Annotated in this window: 19 protein-coding genes and 1 tRNA gene; 17 read left to right on the top strand and 3 right to left on the bottom strand. The window is 41.0% G+C overall.

Annotation, left to right across the window (positions count from 1 at the left end; translation table 11 throughout):
• Positions 1-4: 4 nt before the first annotated feature.
• The 3 genes from ACF3OH_RS11895 to ACF3OH_RS11885 are packed head-to-tail and all read left to right on the top strand — an operon-like array spanning position 5 to position 5,913.
• The gene (locus ACF3OH_RS11895; RefSeq protein ID WP_392454805.1) at positions 5-2,776 is read left to right on the top strand and encodes a phage tail tape measure protein; all 2,772 of its coding nucleotides are present in this window, start codon (positions 5-7) and stop codon (positions 2,774-2,776) included.
• Positions 2,776-3,597, top strand: coding sequence for a phage tail domain-containing protein (locus ACF3OH_RS11890; protein ID WP_392454804.1), 822 nt, complete (start codon positions 2,776-2,778; stop codon positions 3,595-3,597). The genes ACF3OH_RS11895 and ACF3OH_RS11890 overlap by 1 nt, the downstream gene beginning before the upstream one ends.
• A 12-nt stretch (positions 3,598-3,609) precedes the next feature.
• Complete coding sequence (locus ACF3OH_RS11885) at positions 3,610-5,913, top strand: SGNH/GDSL hydrolase family protein (RefSeq protein ID WP_392454803.1); 2,304 nt, start codon at positions 3,610-3,612, stop codon at positions 5,911-5,913.
• 97 nt (positions 5,914-6,010) lie between these two features.
• Here ACF3OH_RS11885 and ACF3OH_RS11880 read toward each other — a convergent pair whose 3' ends face one another.
• Complete coding sequence (locus ACF3OH_RS11880) at positions 6,011-6,169, bottom strand: hypothetical protein (RefSeq protein ID WP_392454802.1); 159 nt, start codon at positions 6,167-6,169, stop codon at positions 6,011-6,013.
• Between the two features lie 116 nt (positions 6,170-6,285).
• On the opposite strand from ACF3OH_RS11880, the gene xerA reads away from it, so the two are divergent.
• The 9 genes from xerA (at position 6,286) to ACF3OH_RS11835 (ending at position 13,447) form a co-directional block, all read left to right on the top strand.
• Complete coding sequence (gene xerA / locus ACF3OH_RS11875; RefSeq protein ID WP_392454801.1) at positions 6,286-7,275, top strand: site-specific tyrosine recombinase/integron integrase; 990 nt, start codon at positions 6,286-6,288, stop codon at positions 7,273-7,275.
• A 51-nt stretch (positions 7,276-7,326) separates the two neighbouring features.
• Positions 7,327-9,234: a phage tail spike protein gene (locus tag ACF3OH_RS11870; protein WP_392454800.1), complete on the top strand. Its 1,908-nt coding sequence runs from the start codon at positions 7,327-7,329 to the stop codon at positions 9,232-9,234.
• A gap of 59 nt (positions 9,235-9,293) precedes the next feature.
• A complete protein-coding gene (locus ACF3OH_RS11865; RefSeq protein WP_392454799.1) occupies positions 9,294-9,821 on the top strand; it encodes a hypothetical protein in 528 nt (175 codons plus the stop codon).
• Positions 9,822-9,895: 74 nt separating this feature from the next.
• Complete coding sequence (locus ACF3OH_RS11860; protein ID WP_392454798.1) at positions 9,896-10,126, top strand: hypothetical protein; 231 nt, start codon at positions 9,896-9,898, stop codon at positions 10,124-10,126.
• 2 nt (positions 10,127-10,128) lie between these two features.
• Positions 10,129-10,683: a DUF2441 domain-containing protein gene (locus ACF3OH_RS11855; protein WP_392454797.1), complete on the top strand. Its 555-nt coding sequence runs from the start codon at positions 10,129-10,131 to the stop codon at positions 10,681-10,683.
• Between the two features lie 59 nt (positions 10,684-10,742).
• On the top strand, positions 10,743-11,057 hold the full coding sequence (locus ACF3OH_RS11850) for a hypothetical protein (RefSeq protein ID WP_392454796.1): 315 nt from the start codon (positions 10,743-10,745) through the stop codon (positions 11,055-11,057).
• A gap of 13 nt (positions 11,058-11,070) precedes the next feature.
• Complete coding sequence (locus ACF3OH_RS11845) at positions 11,071-11,364, top strand: phage holin (RefSeq protein WP_392454795.1); 294 nt, start codon at positions 11,071-11,073, stop codon at positions 11,362-11,364.
• A gap of 1 nt (position 11,365) precedes the next feature.
• Positions 11,366-12,373: an N-acetylmuramoyl-L-alanine amidase gene (locus ACF3OH_RS11840; protein ID WP_392454794.1), complete on the top strand. Its 1,008-nt coding sequence runs from the start codon at positions 11,366-11,368 to the stop codon at positions 12,371-12,373.
• An 819-nt stretch (positions 12,374-13,192) separates the two neighbouring features.
• Positions 13,193-13,447, top strand: a complete 255-nt coding sequence (locus tag ACF3OH_RS11835) for a hypothetical protein (protein WP_392454793.1) — start codon at positions 13,193-13,195, stop codon at positions 13,445-13,447.
• 136 nt (positions 13,448-13,583) lie between these two features.
• Here the strand turns inward: ACF3OH_RS11835 and ACF3OH_RS11830 are convergent.
• Positions 13,584-13,656: transfer RNA gene (locus ACF3OH_RS11830), tRNA-Val, on the bottom strand.
• 141 nt (positions 13,657-13,797) lie between these two features.
• Here ACF3OH_RS11830 and glsA point away from each other — a divergent pair.
• From glsA to ACF3OH_RS11810, 4 genes are all read left to right on the top strand, one after another.
• Entirely contained in the window at positions 13,798-14,730 is a 933-nt protein-coding gene (gene glsA / locus ACF3OH_RS11825; RefSeq protein ID WP_392454792.1) for a glutaminase A, read from the top strand.
• A gap of 167 nt (positions 14,731-14,897) precedes the next feature.
• On the top strand, positions 14,898-16,634 hold the full coding sequence (locus ACF3OH_RS11820) for a carbon starvation protein A (protein WP_392454791.1): 1,737 nt from the start codon (positions 14,898-14,900) through the stop codon (positions 16,632-16,634).
• A 48-nt stretch (positions 16,635-16,682) separates the two neighbouring features.
• On the top strand, positions 16,683-16,946 hold the full coding sequence (locus tag ACF3OH_RS11815; protein WP_392454790.1) for a cory-CC-star protein: 264 nt from the start codon (positions 16,683-16,685) through the stop codon (positions 16,944-16,946).
• 11 nt (positions 16,947-16,957) lie between these two features.
• Complete coding sequence (locus ACF3OH_RS11810) at positions 16,958-17,878, top strand: ArsA family ATPase (RefSeq protein WP_392454789.1); 921 nt, start codon at positions 16,958-16,960, stop codon at positions 17,876-17,878.
• Positions 17,879-17,927: 49 nt separating this feature from the next.
• Here ACF3OH_RS11810 and ACF3OH_RS11805 read toward each other — a convergent pair whose 3' ends face one another.
• Positions 17,928-18,722: an alpha/beta fold hydrolase gene (locus ACF3OH_RS11805; RefSeq protein ID WP_204589502.1), complete on the bottom strand. Its 795-nt coding sequence runs from the start codon at positions 18,720-18,722 to the stop codon at positions 17,928-17,930.
• Positions 18,723-18,835: 113 nt separating this feature from the next.
• Here ACF3OH_RS11805 and ACF3OH_RS11800 point away from each other — a divergent pair, with 113 nt between their 5' ends.
• Complete coding sequence (locus ACF3OH_RS11800) at positions 18,836-19,702, top strand: SDR family oxidoreductase (RefSeq protein ID WP_392454788.1); 867 nt, start codon at positions 18,836-18,838, stop codon at positions 19,700-19,702.
• The last annotated feature ends 44 nt before the right edge of the window (positions 19,703-19,746 follow it).

Below are 19,746 nucleotides of genomic sequence, written 5' to 3'. Positions count from 1 at the left end.
TCGTATGGCGGACAAGTCCATTGGTAATTTAAAAGGTCGAATCACCATGGAAATTGAAGAGATGAAAGGCAAATTGAAAGAAGCGAGAGATGAGCTTGGAAATATGTCCGGGTCCAGTAAGCAAGTGAACGAGGATTTCGGCCGAATCCAAACAGCAGGCGCAACCGTATTTGCCGCAGTATCAGGAGCCATTGCAGTAGCCGCTGTTACTGCTGCCGACTTTGAGAAGCAGATGAGTCGTGTGAAAGCTATCTCTGGTGCAACAGAAACAGAATTTAAGAGTTTGAAAGAAGAAGCCTTGAGACTTGGAGCGACAACTTCTAAATCAGCAAGTGAAGTTGCTAAAGGTATGGAAGATATGGCGGCAATGGGGTTTAGTGTTAACGAGATTATGGCAGCTATGCCAGGTGTGATCTCTGCGGCCGAAGCAGCAGGAAGTGACTTGGCTGTTACTTCAGGAATTGTGGCTGCAGCTCTCAACGCATTTCAACTTGAAGCCTCTGAAGCTTCTCGGGTGGCTGATGTACTAGCTATGACGGCAAATGTATCAGCGGCGGGTGTAGAGGATATGGGATATGCCTTTAAATACGCGGCACCAATCGCCAATTCACTTGGTATCAGCATGGAAGAAGTGGCGGCCGCAATCGGAATCATGACCAACGCTGGTCTTGAAGGTTCTCAAGCAGGTACCTCACTTCGTCAAATATTGATTTCACTCAACAACCCCGCTGAAGCGCAGGCCAAGATTATGGAGAAACTAGGGTTTTCGATGCGTGATGCAAACGGTGAGTCTAAGTCTCTGTCAGAGATTATTGGAGACTTGACCAAAGCGACTGAAGGAATGACCAAGGCTGAGAAACTTGCAACGATTGCAAAACTTGTTGGTTCTGAGGCGGCATCGGGTATGGTCTCCATCCTAGAAGGTGGAGTCGATCAGCTGGACGAGTTTACCGATGCACTTCGTAACTCGGAAGGAGCGGCTAAAGACGCGGCTGATGTGATGATGGATAACTTTGCAGGTTCTTTTGAAGAATTTCAAGGTGCCTTAGAAACATTAGGTATCAAGGTAGGAGATTCATTCTTACCAATCTTCAGAGACGCGGTTGATGCGGCTGGAGAACTAGTGAACAAATTCAATGAAATCGATGGAAAATCAATTATGGTGACAGGTTCATTCATTGCAATCACTGCCGCGGTTGCAACGACACTTGCCACTGTGGGTAAACTAAGTCTCGCATTGTTAGCTTTCACAGCTACTCCCGTTGGTGCAGCCATTGTAGGGGTTTCATTATTAGCGGGTGCTATTGGTGCGGCGGCATTGAGTCAACGTGATGCAACTGAGGTATCACTTGAACATGCAAATGCTCTAATTGAAGAGCAACAGGCATTAGAGACTAGCATTACTCGATACGATCAATTGAACCAAAAAATGAAATTATCATCGGATGAACTTGACCGATTTGTTGATCTTAATTCACTCATGAATCAAACAGCAAATCCAGAAATATTGTCACGATTGAAGGAAGAACAGAATGGTTTACTCGAAAAATCTGGACTCACAAACGACGAATTCAGCGAGTTCCTTCAACTGAACAAAGATTTGATTGAAACAGTCCCAGACACATCTCTGCGGATCACAGAAGAAGGAAACGCCATGGTCAACACGACAGAGGCGGCCAAAGGATTGAATGCAGAAAAAATCCGCATGATTGAACTTGAATTAGAGGCGCAACTCGCTCAAGCGCAAGCAAATGAAGAGGAGAACTTAAGAAAGAAGGAGCAAGTAATCAAAGACATTAATGCCGCCCGTGAAAGAGGGATTGAACTGGCATTTAAACTTAGTGAGGCTGAGGCAGAATCAGCTAGCTTAGAACGTCAATATGAGCAAGCCAAGAAAGACAATGATCTCGCAGAGATTCAAAGACTTGAGTTATTGATGACAGGGCAACAAGAAAAGGTCCGATTTATAAAGGATGAGCAGGCTGAACAGGCCAATCTAATACTTAAAAAAGAAGAAGAAAAAATTAAGATTGAACAGGCTATTGGATTGCTCGACGAAACAAAGCAAAAGATGGTCGAATTGCAGTTGGCTCAAGTCGGAATTAACGCCAAAAAAGGTGAAGAATTGAATGCTATCGATACAGCTATCTCTAAATTGCAGGAAGAAAAACGGAAGATTGACGCCAACTCTTCTGCAGCTGAAAAAAATACCAGTGAGTATCGTGATGCCGTAGGTGCCATCAATGACAAGATAGGTAGTCTTGAGGCCGCTAGACGGAAAGTATTATCAATCAACGGTGCAGCAGTGGAAATGAATCGGTTATTAGGGCAATCCATCACGAAGACGGTGTACGTTCAAAACGGCGGTTCATCCATTAACAGACCGACACTGCAGCGACATTCAGGTGGGCGTGTAGAAGGGCCTTCAGGAAAGTTGCATTCAGGAGGATTTCCTAACAGTCTGCTTCCTGACTTACAGAGAATGCCACAGCATAACGAAGTAGACGTCAGATTGTTAAAGAACGAGTGGGTTCTTACTGAAGCTCAACAAGCCAACCTAATGAGAATGGTAGATGCAGGGTTTACGAATCAAAGAGCTGGCAGTAGTTCAGATGAAGAACTATTGACCATTTTGTCGAGTATCTATCAATCACTATCAAGCGGTCTGAATGCAAAGGTCTATTTAGATACGAAAGAAGTGGCACGGGATATTGAACCCCATATCTCTGCATTCCAATACGATAAAACATTTGAAAGTTCAAGGGGGGATTTTTGATGAATCCTTATGATATCCATTTGGATGGTATCGAAATCGGAGACTTTGGACTAAGTCTAAAAGATGCTGCCGATCATCCGATGGCCGCAGTTACTCGAGACCGATTAACGACTGTCGACGGGAGAAATGGTGTACTCGACTTCGGTATGGATTCAGGCCCCATATTATTTGGTTTACGGCTCCAATCCGTAACGGACGATGAATATGAACTTCAAGAAATCTTACGTAGGTTTACAAATTTTCTTAAAGATGAGTATGGAAACGCAAGAGAAATGCCACTTGTTTTTGGATACGAACCAGACAAATTTTATACAGTGCGATATCAAGGTGGCATTGTTCCGACCAGAGATGTGAGGGTGATAGGATATTTTGTCTTAAACCTTCTCTGCGCTGAAGGGTATGCAAAAGCCATTGTATCAAGTCAAGATGTGACTTGGGGGAACGAAGAGTTAACATTTGCCTCAACCACTTACACATATGGCCATGAGGCATCGAGTTTAAGCCAAAATTTCACTAGTCCCGGAAGTATGAATATAGAAGTGATGGGACATGCCTTGCAACCTATACTTCATGTAATGGGTTCTGGAACAAATGTTGTGATTGTAATAGGCGGAAAACAATTGAATCTAGGGACTTTTAGTAATACCACGTGGCTTATTGATTTCAAAGAAAAAGTGATTTTAAAGAATGGTGTTAATGCGATCTATTCAGGTGATTGGATGTACTCATATCTATTGCCAGGAGACAACATAACCACAGTTAATGGGACCGGCCTTAATTTAGTGGTCTCTTTTGATTATAAAGATATTTGGAATGGATAAGGAGTGAGGTAGATGCCCGCAGAAAAGATTAAATATAGCGATAATCTAAAGCAAGGAACGGACAAGTTAAACAGTGCGATTGAAGCCGCTAATACTGCTGAAACACTATCGACTAATGCCGACACGAAAGCAACTCAAGCTTTAAGTAATTCAGTCAACACGCAAGAACAATTGGACACTATCGTGATTGAAGGTGATTCATCAGTTGAAGCCGCGCAAGCTCGTGTACCTGTGGAGGGGACAGCATATCCAACATTGAAAGCACGATTGGATGCGGAGAATCAGAATCTTACCGCACAGTTGGACGATAAGCTTGATAAAGATACAACAAATTTGTCTCTTAATAACTTCAATGAAACAGATAGATCAGTCATTCAAGGACTAGCACCCGGACAAATCAACGCTGTGTTAGGATATAAAAACGTAAAGCCAGAGAATGCTTCTTTTTTCAAAACAGGAAAGAATCTTTTTGATAAAAGTAAAGCGGTTATTGATAAATTCGTGAATAGTGTGACAGGGGCTCTTGATACAAGTACTAGTTATTATGCGAGTGATTTTATGCCAGTAGAAAGCGGTGCTGAGTATGTCCAAAAATACTCTTATCATTTAGCTTATTACGATGTGAATAAAAATTATGTCAGTGGAATGGAAGCTTCAGCAACTCCTGAATCTCCGAGGGTTATTACTATCCCTGCAAACGTTCGTTATACAAGGATGACTGTGCTAAAAGCGCATATAAATATTTTTCAATTTGAAAAAGGTAATGTATCTAGTGATTTTGAAGCATTCTATGAGGTGATTCCAAAAGAAGTGACGGAAAAACACCCCTTTACTTCTACTGATATTCCTAATGGATCATTAAAAGCTAATCAGACGGAATATCTTCAATTGGGTAAAAATTTATTTGATAAAAGTGTAGCAACTAGTGGTTATTATGTAAACCAAGCAGATGGAACATTGGCAGCATCAGCCTTGCACACTGTTTCGGATTTCATTTCAGTATTTCCTGACAGTCAATATAGGTTCGATAACGATGCTAACAGTCGAATTGCTTTCTATAACGAAAACCAAGTTTTCATTAGTGGTATTTTGAATCCCACCATGCCAATTACCACACCTTCTAACACGGTGTTTATTCGTTTCTCTTTCACCACTTCTCCAGAGACACAACAGTTTGAAGCTGGCTCAATTAAGACTTCTTATGAATCTTTTGGGATAAAATTCCCTAAACTTATCACAAGCGATATAGGAGAAGATGTTGTTTTAAACTTACCTAGCAAACTATACGGATTAGTCGGAAAAGAAGTAAACATCTACTTTGACAATATCATTAGCGGAAAAGATACAGATTATGATTTCGAGGTGGTGAGCAGTAAAGGGATGCAACTGGGGCATGTGTGGCGTTTTGTGCCGGACGTTGCGGAAAGCAGACCTGTCACGATCAACGTTTACAAAAACGGAAAGCTTGTGGCATCTGCCGATACTACGGTCATTGTTTCCGCAACGAGTGTAGGCTCTGGAATCACGAAACGAATGTTGACGATTGGCGATAGTACGGTAAATTCGCAGGGGTTAAATGAAAGTGGTGTATCCGTGAATAACTTGGTTTCACGCAAACTGCTCGAAAACTTCTCGTCCGATGTAATGGGCGTTGAATCGTTGGGTACGCTCGGAGCATCGCCAAACAATCACGAAGGGCGCAGCGGTTGGACAGCGAAGAATTATTTGGAAAACGCCTCAATCGGTGCGACAGTGAACGCCTTCTTAAATCCAGCGACTTCAACGTTCGATTTCAGTTATTACATGAGCAACAGCAGTATAGCGGTTCCTGACTACGTGGTGATCAATCTAGGCATTAACGACGTGTTCAGCCTTACTACCGACGAAGCGGTTAATGCGGAAATCGAACTGATTAAATCACGCTATGACACGATGATTGCCAGTATTAAAGCATATAGCTCAACAATCAAAATCGGTATCGCTGTTACCATCCCACCTAACTACAGTCAAGATGCGTTTGGCAAGGCGTATAACAGCGGGCAAACTCGCACACGGTACAAGCGCAATAACATGCTATGGGTCAGAAAACTGATCGCTTCATTCAAGGGCAGAGAAGCAGAATTGATTTACTTGATTCCGCTTAACGTAAACATTGATACCCGTTACAATTACGGCATCGAGCAAACAGCCGTTAACGCACGTAACAGCGAAACCTATGCAAGTCCAGTCGCTAACGGCGGTGTGCATCCTGTGTTAAGCGGATATTGGCAGGTTGCTGATACGTATTGGTACTGGTTGAAATCGTTTGAGCTATAAGGCATAGGGTCATTAAGCCCGGCAATGAAAATTTGATAGAATCATATCTTACTGTCCACATCGAGTGGACGCTAAGATATAAAAAAGAGCAACAGGTTTAACCCTGCTGCTCTTTTTCTAATGCTATATCTATTAAATTTCGAATTGCTTCTGTTCTGCTTTTAAAACCTTTTTCGTGCCAATAATTTTCAATTCGTTTGACAGTCTCTGGATCTAGAAGTAAAAGTATCTTTTCCTTCTCTACTTTTTCGTTCATCACTTCACCTCCTATATACATTATATAAATAGTATAAATTATATAGCTATGAATTGACAGAGAACGAATGTTCCTTTATTATATAATTTATATAAAATATATAAAGGGGTGTAAGTATGAATGATTCGAAAAAGTTATTTCACGAACTGAATGTACATGTTTTGACATTAGCTCCTGGAATTGATGAGCAAAAACTTGCTCGTCGATTAGAAGATGTTTTAGCAAATTATTCAATTGAAATCAAAAGCCAGATTGACATGGAAACGGACATTGAAGAGAAGGTAATGATGTTCTTGTCAGCTAAAGAACTAGAAGGAGCATCACAGGATACTTTATCGTCTTATTACTACATCTTGCGTCAATTCTGGAACTTCACAAAAAAGGCTGCAACTCAAGTGACAACTCAAGATATTAGAGCCTTTTTAGCGAGTTTTAATCAAAACAAAAGAAGTACGATCAGTACCAAGCTCACAACCTTGAATAGTTTCTTTGAGTGGCTAGTGAGGGAGGATATGCTATTGCGATCACCAACCTTGAAGATAAAATCTCCTAAGGTAGAAAAGAGAAATCCGAAGGGCCTAAACATAGCAGAGTTAGAGAAGGTCAGAGAATCATGCAATACTTTAAGACAGAGGGCTATGATAGAGGTCTTTTATTCTACAGGTTGTCGACTGAGTGAGTTGAGGAGCTTGGATAGAGCAGACATCAATCACCAGTCGATGAGCGCGAAAGTTATTGGAAAGGGAAACAAGGAAAGGGTTGTATATCTCTCATTTAAAGCCCTCTACCATTTGAATAAATACCTTAATAGTCGTACCGATGAATGTGATGCCCTTTTTGTGACGCAAAGGCGACCATTTAGAAGGATAGCGAATTCATCTATACAAGACGAAATCGATAAGGTGGAGAAAGCATCTGGAATCGACAAGAAGTTGACTCCTCATGTATTGCGCCATACATTCGCTAATCTGTCCATGGACTCTGGTATAGAACTTGCAGATCTACAACATCTACTCGGGCACAGCAACCCTGCAACTACGCTCGTCTATACCACCGTTTCAGAGGAGAGGAAGAAACAAGCATTTAAAAAATTTCATGTGCAATAGACTGGCACCCATAGAGGGTGCTTTTATTTTTTGTGAGAAAGTTGGTGTGATATGAAACTGAAAAGAGTTCCAGAACTAATTGATCTACAAGGCAACCTTATAGCTGTTTTAAATAATGCCAGTTCCATAGGATATAAGAAAAAAAAGAATGGATTATGGACCTGTCGATTCACTTTGCCTTTGAAAGACTCAAAAGCGTCTCTGGTTTTACCCAAATATCATATAGTTCTCTATGATCATGGTGAGAGAATCGGACGTTTCGTAGTGAATCCCAAAAGAACGACTAAAAATTTAAATACTCGTCAAATTTCATTTGAATGCGAGCATGTATTGAGTTTATTGCATAACGATATTTTGTATCAGTACCATCAAATAAGTAACTTCGATACTGCAACTGTGTTGTCTTTCTTATTAGAACAACAGGAAACTAATCATTGGGAAGTCGGCACCGTTTCTATAAATCGATTCTTTCATTATGCCTGGGAGAATGAGGACAGCTTGTTGAATGCTATCATGAGTGTTCCAAAACCTTTTGACGTCCCGTATCAATGGACATGGGATGATTCGGTTTATCCATTTAAATTGAATCTACTTCAACCTTCCAATGTGGTTAAAGATGTAATTGTAGCAGGTAAGAACTTGAAAGGCATTGAATTGAAGGAAGACCCGAGCAGTCTTTTCACTAGGATATTTCCAATTGGCTCAGGAGAAGGCGTCAATAAAGTCAATATCTCCAAAATAAACAACGGAATTCCTTATCTCAAAAACGCTACAGCTGAAGCAAAGTACGGCATCATCAACAAGATTTTTGTTGATACTCGTTTTGAAGAACCGGAACCACTCAAAGCTACTGCACAATCCTTTTTGGATAAATACAGTGAACCAATCCGCTCCGCGACAATCAATGCTATCGACTATTCGTTAGTAGATCAATATGATCTTGGTCGTTTCTCTGTAGGAGATGTTATAGGAGTGTTCGACTTAGATACTTCAACCGATATTGAGATGAGAGTAGAAGTCTATGAGAAATCTGATGTATATGGTTCTCCTGAACAGTTAAATTTGGAGCTTGGAGATAAGATCAATGCTATAAATATGACAATAGCTGATCTGCAGAAAAAACAGCTAGTTAATGAAGTGTATTCACAGGGGGCTACCAACATTGATAGCAGGGACTTTGTTGGAGAGTGCGATCAAAATTACCCGGCGATTATCCGCTTTCATTTACCAGAAGACGTCGTAAACATAAACTCGATGTTGTTAACGTTTGAGACTCTAAAATACCGTGCCTATTCTAAAGGTATTGAAGGTGGAGGGGCAGCAGTCATTAGCTCTACTAGCTCAAGTGGTGGAGCAGTAGAAAGTAAGTCACAATCCAGTGCAGCGGGTGGTAATAGACCGAGTACTTCAAAAACATCAGCCGCCGGTGGCGATCATAGGCACGCAATGTTTTCTGCTGTAGGTTATGGTGTAGATCCCAACCCGGATTCTAACGTTATATTAGTAGCGCATAACGGTCTTGAAATAAGAGCTGGCAGTGATACGGCCGCAGGACTCACTTATTACACAGAGGGAGCGAGTGGTACACACCAACACTTATTTGAAATACCTGAAGTTCCTGACCATACACATGATTACATTATTCCTGCAATCGAGCCTCACGATCATGAATTTGAAGTGAATGTACCATCTCATAATCATCCGATTCTTCATGGTATTTTCGAATATCCAACCTTGCCAACATCAGTTACTATTAAAGTAGATGGAAACACGGTTCCAATTAGTGCTTTAAGTGCTGAGAATATAGATTTGATACCGTATCTACAAAAAGATGCAGATGGAAAAATTTTAAGAGGTCGTTTTGTTGAAATTGTTATAACTCCGAATGATTTGGCGAGGATGAATGTTACTTTGACATCAAGGTTGTTTATTCAATCACGGATTGGTGGAAAGTATTGAGACCTTTAACGAGCCATTATGTATAGGGTTAAATTAATTCTAGGAGGTGTTGCTGAAAAGTGAAAACGATGCATACTTTAATACAAGAAATTCGAGAAAACTTGGAAGAAGATAAATTACTCTCCGCATTGACATTGGCTTTAACTATTCCCGATATATGCGGAAAAGTCGCATACCCAAAACTTCTTGTCGGTGCAAGATATCGACGCTGGTATAACGAGTACATTTATCCATATGAAGTTCCCAGTGGTGCTAACAATGAACATATTAATTATGCATTAGATGGGTACCTTGTTTATGCGCTGCGTAATTTGGTATTGCACGAGGGATCTTTAGATTTAGAATCTTCTATAAGAAAACATTTGAACTTATCGCCTAATCAAAAAGTTCAGTTTGTCCTCAACGACAAAATCACAAGTTATGGAATGTCATGGGCAGGCGAAGCTGAAAAAGACACTCCGAATTATATTATTAGAATAAATGTTGAGGATCTATGCCGAAAATTATGCTATGTTGCCGAGAGTTTTTGTAAAGACGAAAAAAATGTAAGTGACATTTTTCATGACATCCTTAGAATAGAATTTTAATTTTATGAACTTAAAAAAGATTAAAAGGAATTCCCTTTATACTTGTCGAATTGGCAATGAAAGGGGGAATAATTGTGGATAAAGAGAAAAATGAAATTAACCCAGAAGCCTTGATACACATATTATTGAATGAGAATGAGATATTAAAACTTCAAATGAGGGCACTGGTGGATGTTCTGTTAAAGCACGAAATCATCTCAAATGAAGACTATACAGAAAGTATGAATCAACTTCTTTATAAGGCTGATTTTGGCGCCAACATTCAGAGTATCTTGGACGATACTTCATTGTTTGAGGAGAATTAATCATGGGCTCCACTCAATTAACTTTTGTGGAGGACCATACCTTCTATCACATATGTAGATATAACTCTTTACATTACGAAGCGTTATCTTTAGGAGAAACTGTTCAAACTTCGAACCTGTTTAATCCGATGAGACAATCATGGGAAATCGGTAGAACAAGCATAAGTAACCCGAGAAAGGCTGCAGAGTCATATTGGCGATTTACCAAAGAGCAGATTTTTGAGGAAACTAGAATTTCTGTGGACCCTGAATTGCCATCGAGGTTTCAATCTATTTGGTTGTCGGATAGGGAGAATTTAAAGTATTGGACAGACCTGTTGCTAAATACTACTGAAAAGGATGAATCAAAGAAAGTTACATCAGTATTTAAAGTCGCTGTCACAGGAAAGATATTTGCGGGTGATGCTCATTGGATAGAGACAGGAAATGATACTTTGCCACTAAAAGACATAAGGGAGAAGGCAATGCGCTATTGGTCAGGTGAAATTTTTAGACTTGGACATATGGAATTTTTATTAGAAGGAAAAATGAAGGTAGTAGGAGAATTTAAATTTTGATAAAGAACTAAGGGCATCCATCCGGGTGCTCTTTTTATTATGCACAAGGGAGGGATTGGATGACGAATACCACAGAGACATCAAGGGAAGAGAAGCTGCTTGAAAAAATGACAGAGAGTGTCCATGCACTTAACGTCAACTTTGCTCGTGTGGAGGGGAAAATTGATAGTGCGCTGGAGCTGAAGAATGATGTGGCGTCTCTCAAGAAACAAGTCGACTCTACAGACGACATTGCTAAGTCAGCAAGTCAGCGTGTGGAAAGTTTAGAGGGTCAAGTTAATCGTTTTGAAACATCCGTCAAATGGGGTTTTGGAGTTGTAATTTCAGTAGTATTGCCAATTGCCATGTGGATTTTAAATATGATCGTAAAATGAGGAGGAAAACAATATGAAACACTTTTTGGGAATTAATTGGTCAATTCGTTTTACTCGAGACAACGCTATGTTCTGGATTCGTTTTTTTGGTGCCATTCTGGTGCCAGTACTAGCTTATCTAGGTGTGAACTTTGAAGACGTCACATCGTGGCTATTTTTATGGACCTTAGTGGTTGCTTTCTTCAGTAACCCGTATCTGGTATTTCTTACAATCATCAATATTATCATCATGATTCCCGACCCCACAACTAAAGGCTTTAGCGATAGTATCCGAGCGCAACATTATGTAAAACCGGGAGGTAAATAATATGCCGACAGTTGTCATATTTGCTGGTCATGATCATGATACATGGGAAGAGATGGGAGCTAAAGGGGTCCGCACAGATTTAGAGAAAGATGGCGTATTTGAAGAATTTGATAGCAATTACGCAATTGCAGAAAGTGTTGTTGGATTGCTTCGAAAACTTTCAAAACTAAAGGTTCTCTTCCCGCAAGAAAGCAAGAAGAAGATGACTCTTGCCCAACGAACAAAGTTTGCAAATGACCATAACGCTGATCTCGTCATAGATATTCACAGCAATGCCGCATCGACACGAACCGCAACAGGTGCAGCGGCTTTCTATTGGCATAACAGCTCGAATGGAAAACGTGCAGCCCTTTTATATGCTTCACTATTGAAAAAGCATGGACTTCCTGTCTGGCAAGGTGGAACTTATCCATCGGGCCCTTCAGGTTGGCATGCTTTTTATATGCTCAAAAATACAAAGATGCCTGCTATCTTGCTCGAGAACTTCTTTTTTACAACACGAAGTGATTTGGAGAATTATCTATTGAATCCGGCAGTGATAAAAACATTAGTTGAAATTGTAGCAAACACGGCATTGACCTATTTCAATATGCCAAACGTTTCAAGTGCCACTACAGTCCAAACCCCACTTCCAGACGGACATCAGGTATTACGTTTAGGTAGCAGCGGTTCAAGTGTCCAATATGCTCAATCACGACTTAATAAGAGAGGGTTTGCCCTTACAATTGATGGTCACTTTGGTTCTTTAACTGAAAATGCAGTGAAAAAATTTCAAAAAGATAGCGGTTTAGTTGTCGATGGGATAATCGGAGCTGCCACATGGAAAGAACTAGACCGTGATGCGATTGCAGTAAAACCAAAACCTACTCCTAACAAAAACGAGAGTATATTCCGAGTCATTGTGGAAGGGAAGCAAGTTGGTGCTTACGGTGATCACACCAATATTGAATTTCAAGTTGCATCTGCACTCAAGTCAGGTAAGAAGAAAATTGTAATCGAAAAAGTATAAATTTGATGCCTTTATTCCTGTTCTGGAATAGGGGCTTTTTTTGTTTATTTAAGATGGAATTTGATGCTGAAAAGTAATGAAAATACCCTCACTGGAACCAATAAAAAATGGGGTAAACATACGGAGGGTATAAATGTTCTAGTACCAAGGGTTTAAGAGGTCCGAAAATGCCGACTAATGGGGGTTTTCTAAATTTGTAAAAAGTGCTTTTTCGAGCTGTTTTTTTGCAACTTAAAATCAGCTGTTTTTGTGGTCGTTTTTACAGAATATCGGGCAAATTTTACCGGTTATATTTCCCCTGAAAACACTGGTTTTATATAAACCTGTATATATACAATAACAGCAATAGTTTAAGTCTTGTCCAAAAGTCGACTAAAATAACATGAGCGTTTTCCAAAATCCTGTAATTGGGTCGACCAAAATTGATGTGAGTTATAACCACTAATAAACACCAATAAATAGGACCAGATCATAGAGCTCTCATAATTTATTAGACTTCATAAAAATTAGTAGGTTAAAAAATTAAACTCATAAAATAGTGTCTAGTATAAATTTGCTTATCTTTAACTAAAAATATGTAATATCTCCCTGACAATTTCACAAAATATTATGTTAACCTTATATCCAAGAACTTCTTTTTTTGCCGACCTTCGGGTCAGGCGGGCGAAACAACTATTAGCCTACGGGTGAATTGGAACACGCTACCGGTGTGTAAAAATCCAATTGATCCGTGGGTTTTTTTGTTTTCTTAAAAAGAACATTGGATCAAGAGGAGAACGACTGACAAATTATATTCTACGAAATGAAAGGGGAATGATTATGAAAAACGAACAAGCAATTGAAATGCTATTAATAACTTATCTACATACATTTAAAGTTGTTAATAAAGAATCTGTTGTTAAAATTGTCTCTTGGTACTATGATGGTACAAATCCTGATTTGCTAAATGCTATGGAAGAGATTATCGATGATTTTAGTAGGAGTGGTATTTTAATTGCCGAGCAAGAAAATTATTTTCTTACTGTAGCAGGAATTAAGTTTACTAAGGAAGTTTTGAATGGCTTTTTAGTATAAGAAATAGCTTTTTCGTATTTTGGGAACATTTTGGGAACACGACCATAAAAAATAGGACTCCTAGACATACGGTCTAATAGAGTCCTATCGTGTAAAAACCGCGTTCCGACGGTGTTTACAAGGGTTTGGCACCCAATGATCCCGACTGGGTTCGAACCAGCGACCTCCACCCTGTCAAGGTGGCGCTCTCCCGGCTGAGCTACAGGATCTATTTTTTACTGACAAAGATTATTATACCTCTTTCAAACAAGAGTGCAAGAACTATTTTGTATGCATATAAAAACTTGTTTTGTCCCCCTTGGATACCTGGTAAACTAAAACCAGAATCTTAAAGGAAAAGAGGAGACTCGATGACACTCAAAGAATATGAAAAACAACTAGAAGAACTCTTCATTGACTGTGAGAGAAACTGTGAAAACAATGGAAAGGTTGCTTCTTATATACCTGCCCTCGAACGCGTAAATCCTGATATCTTTGCCGTCAGCATTATGGACACACAAGGACGTTCCATTTCGAGTGGAGACATCGACTTCAAATTTACGATGCAGAGTATTTCAAAAGTCGTGATTTTCTTATATGCCTTAGAAAATTACGGAGAGGAAGCCGTCTTTGAACGAATCACTCTAGATCCGACAGGTGACCCCTTCAACACCATCATGGGGATTCAAAGTACATCAGAGGGGAACGTGCACAATCCGATGATTAATTCTGGTGCCATCGTGCTCAGTTCGATGATTGCAGAAAAAGAAGGTCCGGAAGCTTTGCAAAATATGCTGGAGTTCACTCGGACACTTACAGGAGATGATGGCATCTACGTCGATGTCGAAGTCTTTGACTCTGAAAAGTCCACAGCCCTTCGGAATAAAGCGATTGCTTACTTCTTGCAGGCATCGGGATCTATCCATGATACAGAAGACTCGCTCGACTTATACTTCCAAATGTGTTCCATCGCTGTAACTGTCGAAGACATTGCCCGAATGGGTGCGCTTCTTGCCAATAAAGGAATTGATCCTTTTTCAAACGAACGAATTTTGCAAGATGCCAATGTGAAAACAGCAAATGCCTACATGCTGCTTAGTGGAATGTATGATGCGTCTTCACGCTTCACCATCAAAGTTGGATTTCCTGCAAAAAGTGGTGTTTCCGGAAGTATTTTAGCTGTTGTCAGTGACCGGATGGGGATTGGCATTTTATCTCCACCACTTGATTCTAGAGGGAATAGCGTGAAGGGAATCCAATTGTTAAAAAAGCTCTCAGAACAATGGGACCTCTCTGTATTTTGATACTACTAAGGCCTCTCGCAAAATGCGACAGGCCTTTTTTCTTACGTTAAGTAAAAGAAGTTCCAAATACCCCTTAATAATTAGTGTATTTCTAATATTGAAATAATTATTGCCTTATATTATGATGAGGTAGTAATCACTACTGGAAAATGGGAGGGGATTTGGAAATGAATGCGATTGCACTTGCCTCGATAGGGTTATTTGTTTTTATTTTAGGTTACCGGTTTTATTCTAAGTTTCTAGCAGAGAAAATCTTCAAGCTTGACCCGAATTACGTGACACCTGCTCATCGTTTTGAAGATGGGGTAGACTTCGTGCCGACAAACAAATGGGTTCTATGGGGTCATCACTTTACATCTGTAGCAGGAGCTGCACCAATCTTAGGTCCTGCAATTGCTGTTTACTGGGGATGGCTACCAGCCTTCTTATGGGTTGTTTTAGGTACAGTTTTTGCAGCAGGGTTCCATGATTTCGGAACACTTGTATTGTCCGTTCGAAATAAAGGACAATCTGTCGGTACACTTGCTCACCGTCTAATTGGCCAGCGCGGAAAGATTTTGTTCTTATTCATTATTTTAATTTTAGTATTAATGGTAAACGCAGTGTTTGCTTGGGTAATCGCAAATCTCTTTATTTCATTCCCAGCGGCTGTCTTACCAGTCATGATTCAAATTCCGCTCGCGATTTGGATCGGGTATTCGGTGTATAAGAAACAGGGGAAGATGTTGGTACCAAGTCTTATTGCTTTGGTTATCATGTATGCGACAGCTGTCGCTGCAAGTAGCGTAGAATGGATGCAAATTGACCTTGTTCGATACATGGGAGGCGCTGAAGGGGCTGGATTATTTGGCTTAGGGGCGGTCTCGACGGCATTCTTCATCTGGATTCTATTCTTGATGGTCTATGTCTATATCGCATCTACATTGCCGGTGTGGAAGCTTTTACAACCACGTGACTTTATTAACTCACATCAATTAGTAGTAGGTTTGTTTATTCTTTATGCAGGGTTGTTATTCTCAAACCCGCAGATTACAGCACCAATGACGAATGAAACAAACGATGTTTCTTGGTTGCCATTACTCTTCATCACAATCGCATGTGGAGCGATTTCTGGATTCCACGGACTGGTTTCTTCCGGGACATCGTCTAAGCAACTTTATAAAGAGACAGATGCGCGCTTTGTAGGGTATGCCGGAGCGGTTGGAGAAGGTGTGCTAGCACTTGTATCCATCATTGCCGTCATTACATTCTTCCCGACTGCAGATGCGTTCCGCGAGAGTTATTCAAGCTTTGCCGCTGCAAGTGGTGGTGGATTAGGAAACTTCGTACAAGGGGCTGCCCAACTCGCAGAAGGTCTTTTCATTCCAGCAAACATTGCGACGACCATTGTGTCCATCATTGTTATTAGTTTCGCAGCTACAACGCTCGATACTTCTGTACGTCTTATGCGCTATATCATTGCGGAGCTTGGACAAGAGTACAATCTTCCAGTCTTAACAAAAACACATGTAGCGACGACGATTGCAGTAGCGTCTTCAGCAGCACTTGTATTGATTCCAGAAGGACCAAACGGATTTGGTTCGGGTGGTTACTTGCTATGGCCGTTATTCGGAACGTCGAATCAATTGTTAGCAGGAATTTCACTATTGCTTCTAACAATTTGGTTGAAGTGGTTAGGCAGAAACTATTGGGTTGCACTCATCCCGATGATCTTCCTGATTTTCATGACGATGTATGCGATGGCGCAACAAGTCTTCTTCCAATGGGCGATGTGGGGAAGTAACCCGAATACCCTATTGTTCGTATTCGGAGCTATCATTTTCGGATTCACACTGTGGATCTTGTTGACAGCTGCATCTGCTCTCCGTAAAGGAATCGATCCGAATTACAATTTCGACGAGTAAAACTAGGGCCGCTGCAAGGCGGCTCTTTTCTATGAAGGAGGAAGAGACATGTCACTCTTTGAGAAGATGAAGGCATTGGTGGCATTTTATGAAGAGGTCTTATCGATGCCACACCGATCTGAAATCGCACGGGAACTCAGAGACCAAGACGATATGTTTTTATTCATGTTGTACTCCGAGATGCTGGGAATTCCAAATCCGGCCTACTACTACACATTGGAATTATATCCATATATGATGGAACAATTTCATGACTGGCATCTCCGGATGGGGATGGATAAATCACCAATGACGGGATTCCGTTGTTGCTAGGGGGATACACCATGACGACACAGCAGATTGTATTTGTAGGAGGAAAAGGCGGGGTTGGAAAGTCGACATCAGCGGCTGCGATTGCATGGAAGTTTGCAGCTGATGGGTTGAAAACGTTACTTGTCTCTACAGACCCCGCGCACAATGTAGGAGATATCTTTGACACCCAGATCGGCGGGGAAGGGAAAGAGGTCGCGCCGAACTTGTTTGCGCTAGAAATTGACCCAGAGACCGAAACGACGAAATATATTGACCAAGTGAAGGTGAATGTAAAAGGAACTGTCAATCCGACCATGATGCAAGAAGTATACAGACAGCTTGATACAGCTAAAGCTTCTCCAGGAGCAGATGAAGCCGCGCTGTTCGATAAGATTGTATCGATTGTGTTGGATGAGCGCGCGACCTATGACAAGATTGTCTTTGATACGGCTCCGACAGGTCATACGATCCGCTTGCTGACGTTACCGGAGCTGATGGGTGTATGGATTGAAGGGTTGTTGCAGAAGCGCGAAAAGACGAATGAGAATTATGCACAACTTTTAAATGACGGAAAACCGAGAGAAGACCCGATTTATGATGTGTTGCGAGAACGGCAACGTCGATTTAAAGCGGTACGGGAGATTTTATTAGATGAGACGATGACAGGATACATCTTTGTTTTGAATCCTGAGCGATTGCCCATTTTAGAGACTCAGAAAGCCGTCGATCTTCTTCACAATTATGGCATCCATGTTCGCACATTGATTGTAAATAAAGTGTTACCTGATGAAGTGGAGGGTGCGTTTATGATTGAGCGTAAAGAAGCAGAAGCACCATATCTAGCGACGATTGACAAGCGCTTTCCGAAGCAGAGGAAAATCAGAATTCCATTTTTTGCTCGAGATATTTCAACGAAAGAGCAATTTGAAAAATACGCAGCGCATTTGGAGTAGTAAAAAAAGCACTTTCTTTAGGTATGAATCTAAAGAAGGTGCTTTTTGATTAAGGAGTTTGTCTACGCTCGATTTCTAAAAACTCGAGAATAAAGTCCAAATACAAGAGCCGCTGCTCGACATTTGGTGCATGTCCAGACTCATTGAATTCGGCAAACGTTGCATGTGGGATGAGTCGAGCGGTCTCTCGTCCTTCTTCTGCCGGATTTAATTGGTCATGGTCCCCACTGATGACGAGAGTTTTTGCTGAAATTCTCTGTAGTTCATCTTTGAAATCAAATCCAAGAAGTGCATCGTTTGCAGCTTGAATCTGGTCAGCTGTCATGGAATCTGACTTTTTCGCTGCTTCTTTGCTCCATTGTCCAACAGCCTGCAAATCATGGTACATGTATTTGGACGCTTTTAAGATTTTCGCGTTGTGGGTTAACCCCTCAAGTTCCTCACTGTGAGACTCAAATAGAGCTTGCATGGAAGAGGTTTTTCCAGAAGATTTTGTTGCAACCAATACAAGTTTCTCTACTCTTTCACCTAATCGAATAGCAAGAGCTTGTGCGATATAACTGCCCATTGAAACGCCGATGATAGAGAGGCGAGATAAACCGAGTTCCTCGATCAGTGCCACGCAATCCTCTATCATTGAATCAAGAGTATAAGTCGCGGGGCGTGTTGAATCGCCGTGTCCACGAAGGTCAGGTGCGATGACACGTACATATTTTTGTAAGACTTTTACTTCCTCATCAAACATATGCCGATTTCCTGTTAGTCCGTGAAGTAGCAACACAGCGGGTCCGGAACCTTTTTCTGTGAAAGTGAGTTGAATATCATTTACTGTAGTTGTCAACATTCTGGTGCCTCCTTCTCGTTACTTGTTTTATGCCCAATTACTAGAAAATTAAACGTTTTAAATGCCGATGCTAGGGAAAACAAGTAAAAGAGCAAACATGGAGGAGGAATTCGATGAATATTCATGAACGTCAACAAGATGGTCAACCACCTCAGACGCAAAGTACACAACCAGGGGTAGAGTCAAAAATGGATCCGGCACCTGTCCATCCGACGGACTATATCGGGGCTGGAAAACTCAAAGGCAAAGTCGCGCTTATTACAGGGGGCGACAGTGGGATTGGAAAAGCCGTCGCCATAGCTTTCGCGGCAGAGGGTGCGCATATTATTATCAATTATTTAGATGAGGATGAAGATGCAGAAGAGACAAAAGCACTTGTAGAAGAACGGGGAGGAAAAGCGCTCCTTATGAAAGGTGACGTTTCAAGCGAAGACTTCTGTAAGACGCTCGTTCAGAAAGCTGTCGATGAGTTTGGACAGCTCGATATTCTTGTGAATAATGCGGCAAAACAATTCCCGCAGAAGTCGCTAGAAGATATAACAGCTGAGCAATGGGATCTTACGTATAAGACAAATATCTATCCGATTTTTTATCTATCGAAATTCGCACTCCCTCATTTGAAACAGGGCAGCTCAATTATAAACACAACATCTGTGACAACGTATATGGGGAACGAAGAGTTGATTGATTATGCTTCAACAAAAGGGGCAATCGTCGGCTTTACGCGTAGCCTGGCTCAAAATGTGGCACCAAAAGGCATACGGGTGAACATGGTAGCTCCTGGGCCGATTTGGACACCACTGATTCCTGCAACATTTGATAAAGAGCATGTGGAGGAGTTTGGAGTAGGGACACCTTTAGGCCGACCTGGACAACCGCGTGATTTGGTCGGCGCATATGTGTTATTTGCTTCTGAAGACGGCGCGTATATGACAGGTCAATGTATCCATGTTAACGGTGGAATGTTGATGAGTTCGTAAAGAGTAGCGAAGGCTGCTCTTTTTTCTTTGGCCTAAAGCATGTA

Origin of the sequence: Chryseomicrobium aureum (assembly GCF_043182735.1) — a bacterium.
In the GTDB taxonomy this organism is placed as follows: Bacteria; Bacillota; Bacilli; order Bacillales_A; family Planococcaceae; genus Chryseomicrobium; species Chryseomicrobium aureum.
The sequence above is the reverse complement of the archived record's forward strand: the minus strand, read 5'-3'. Positions and strand labels throughout refer to the sequence as shown.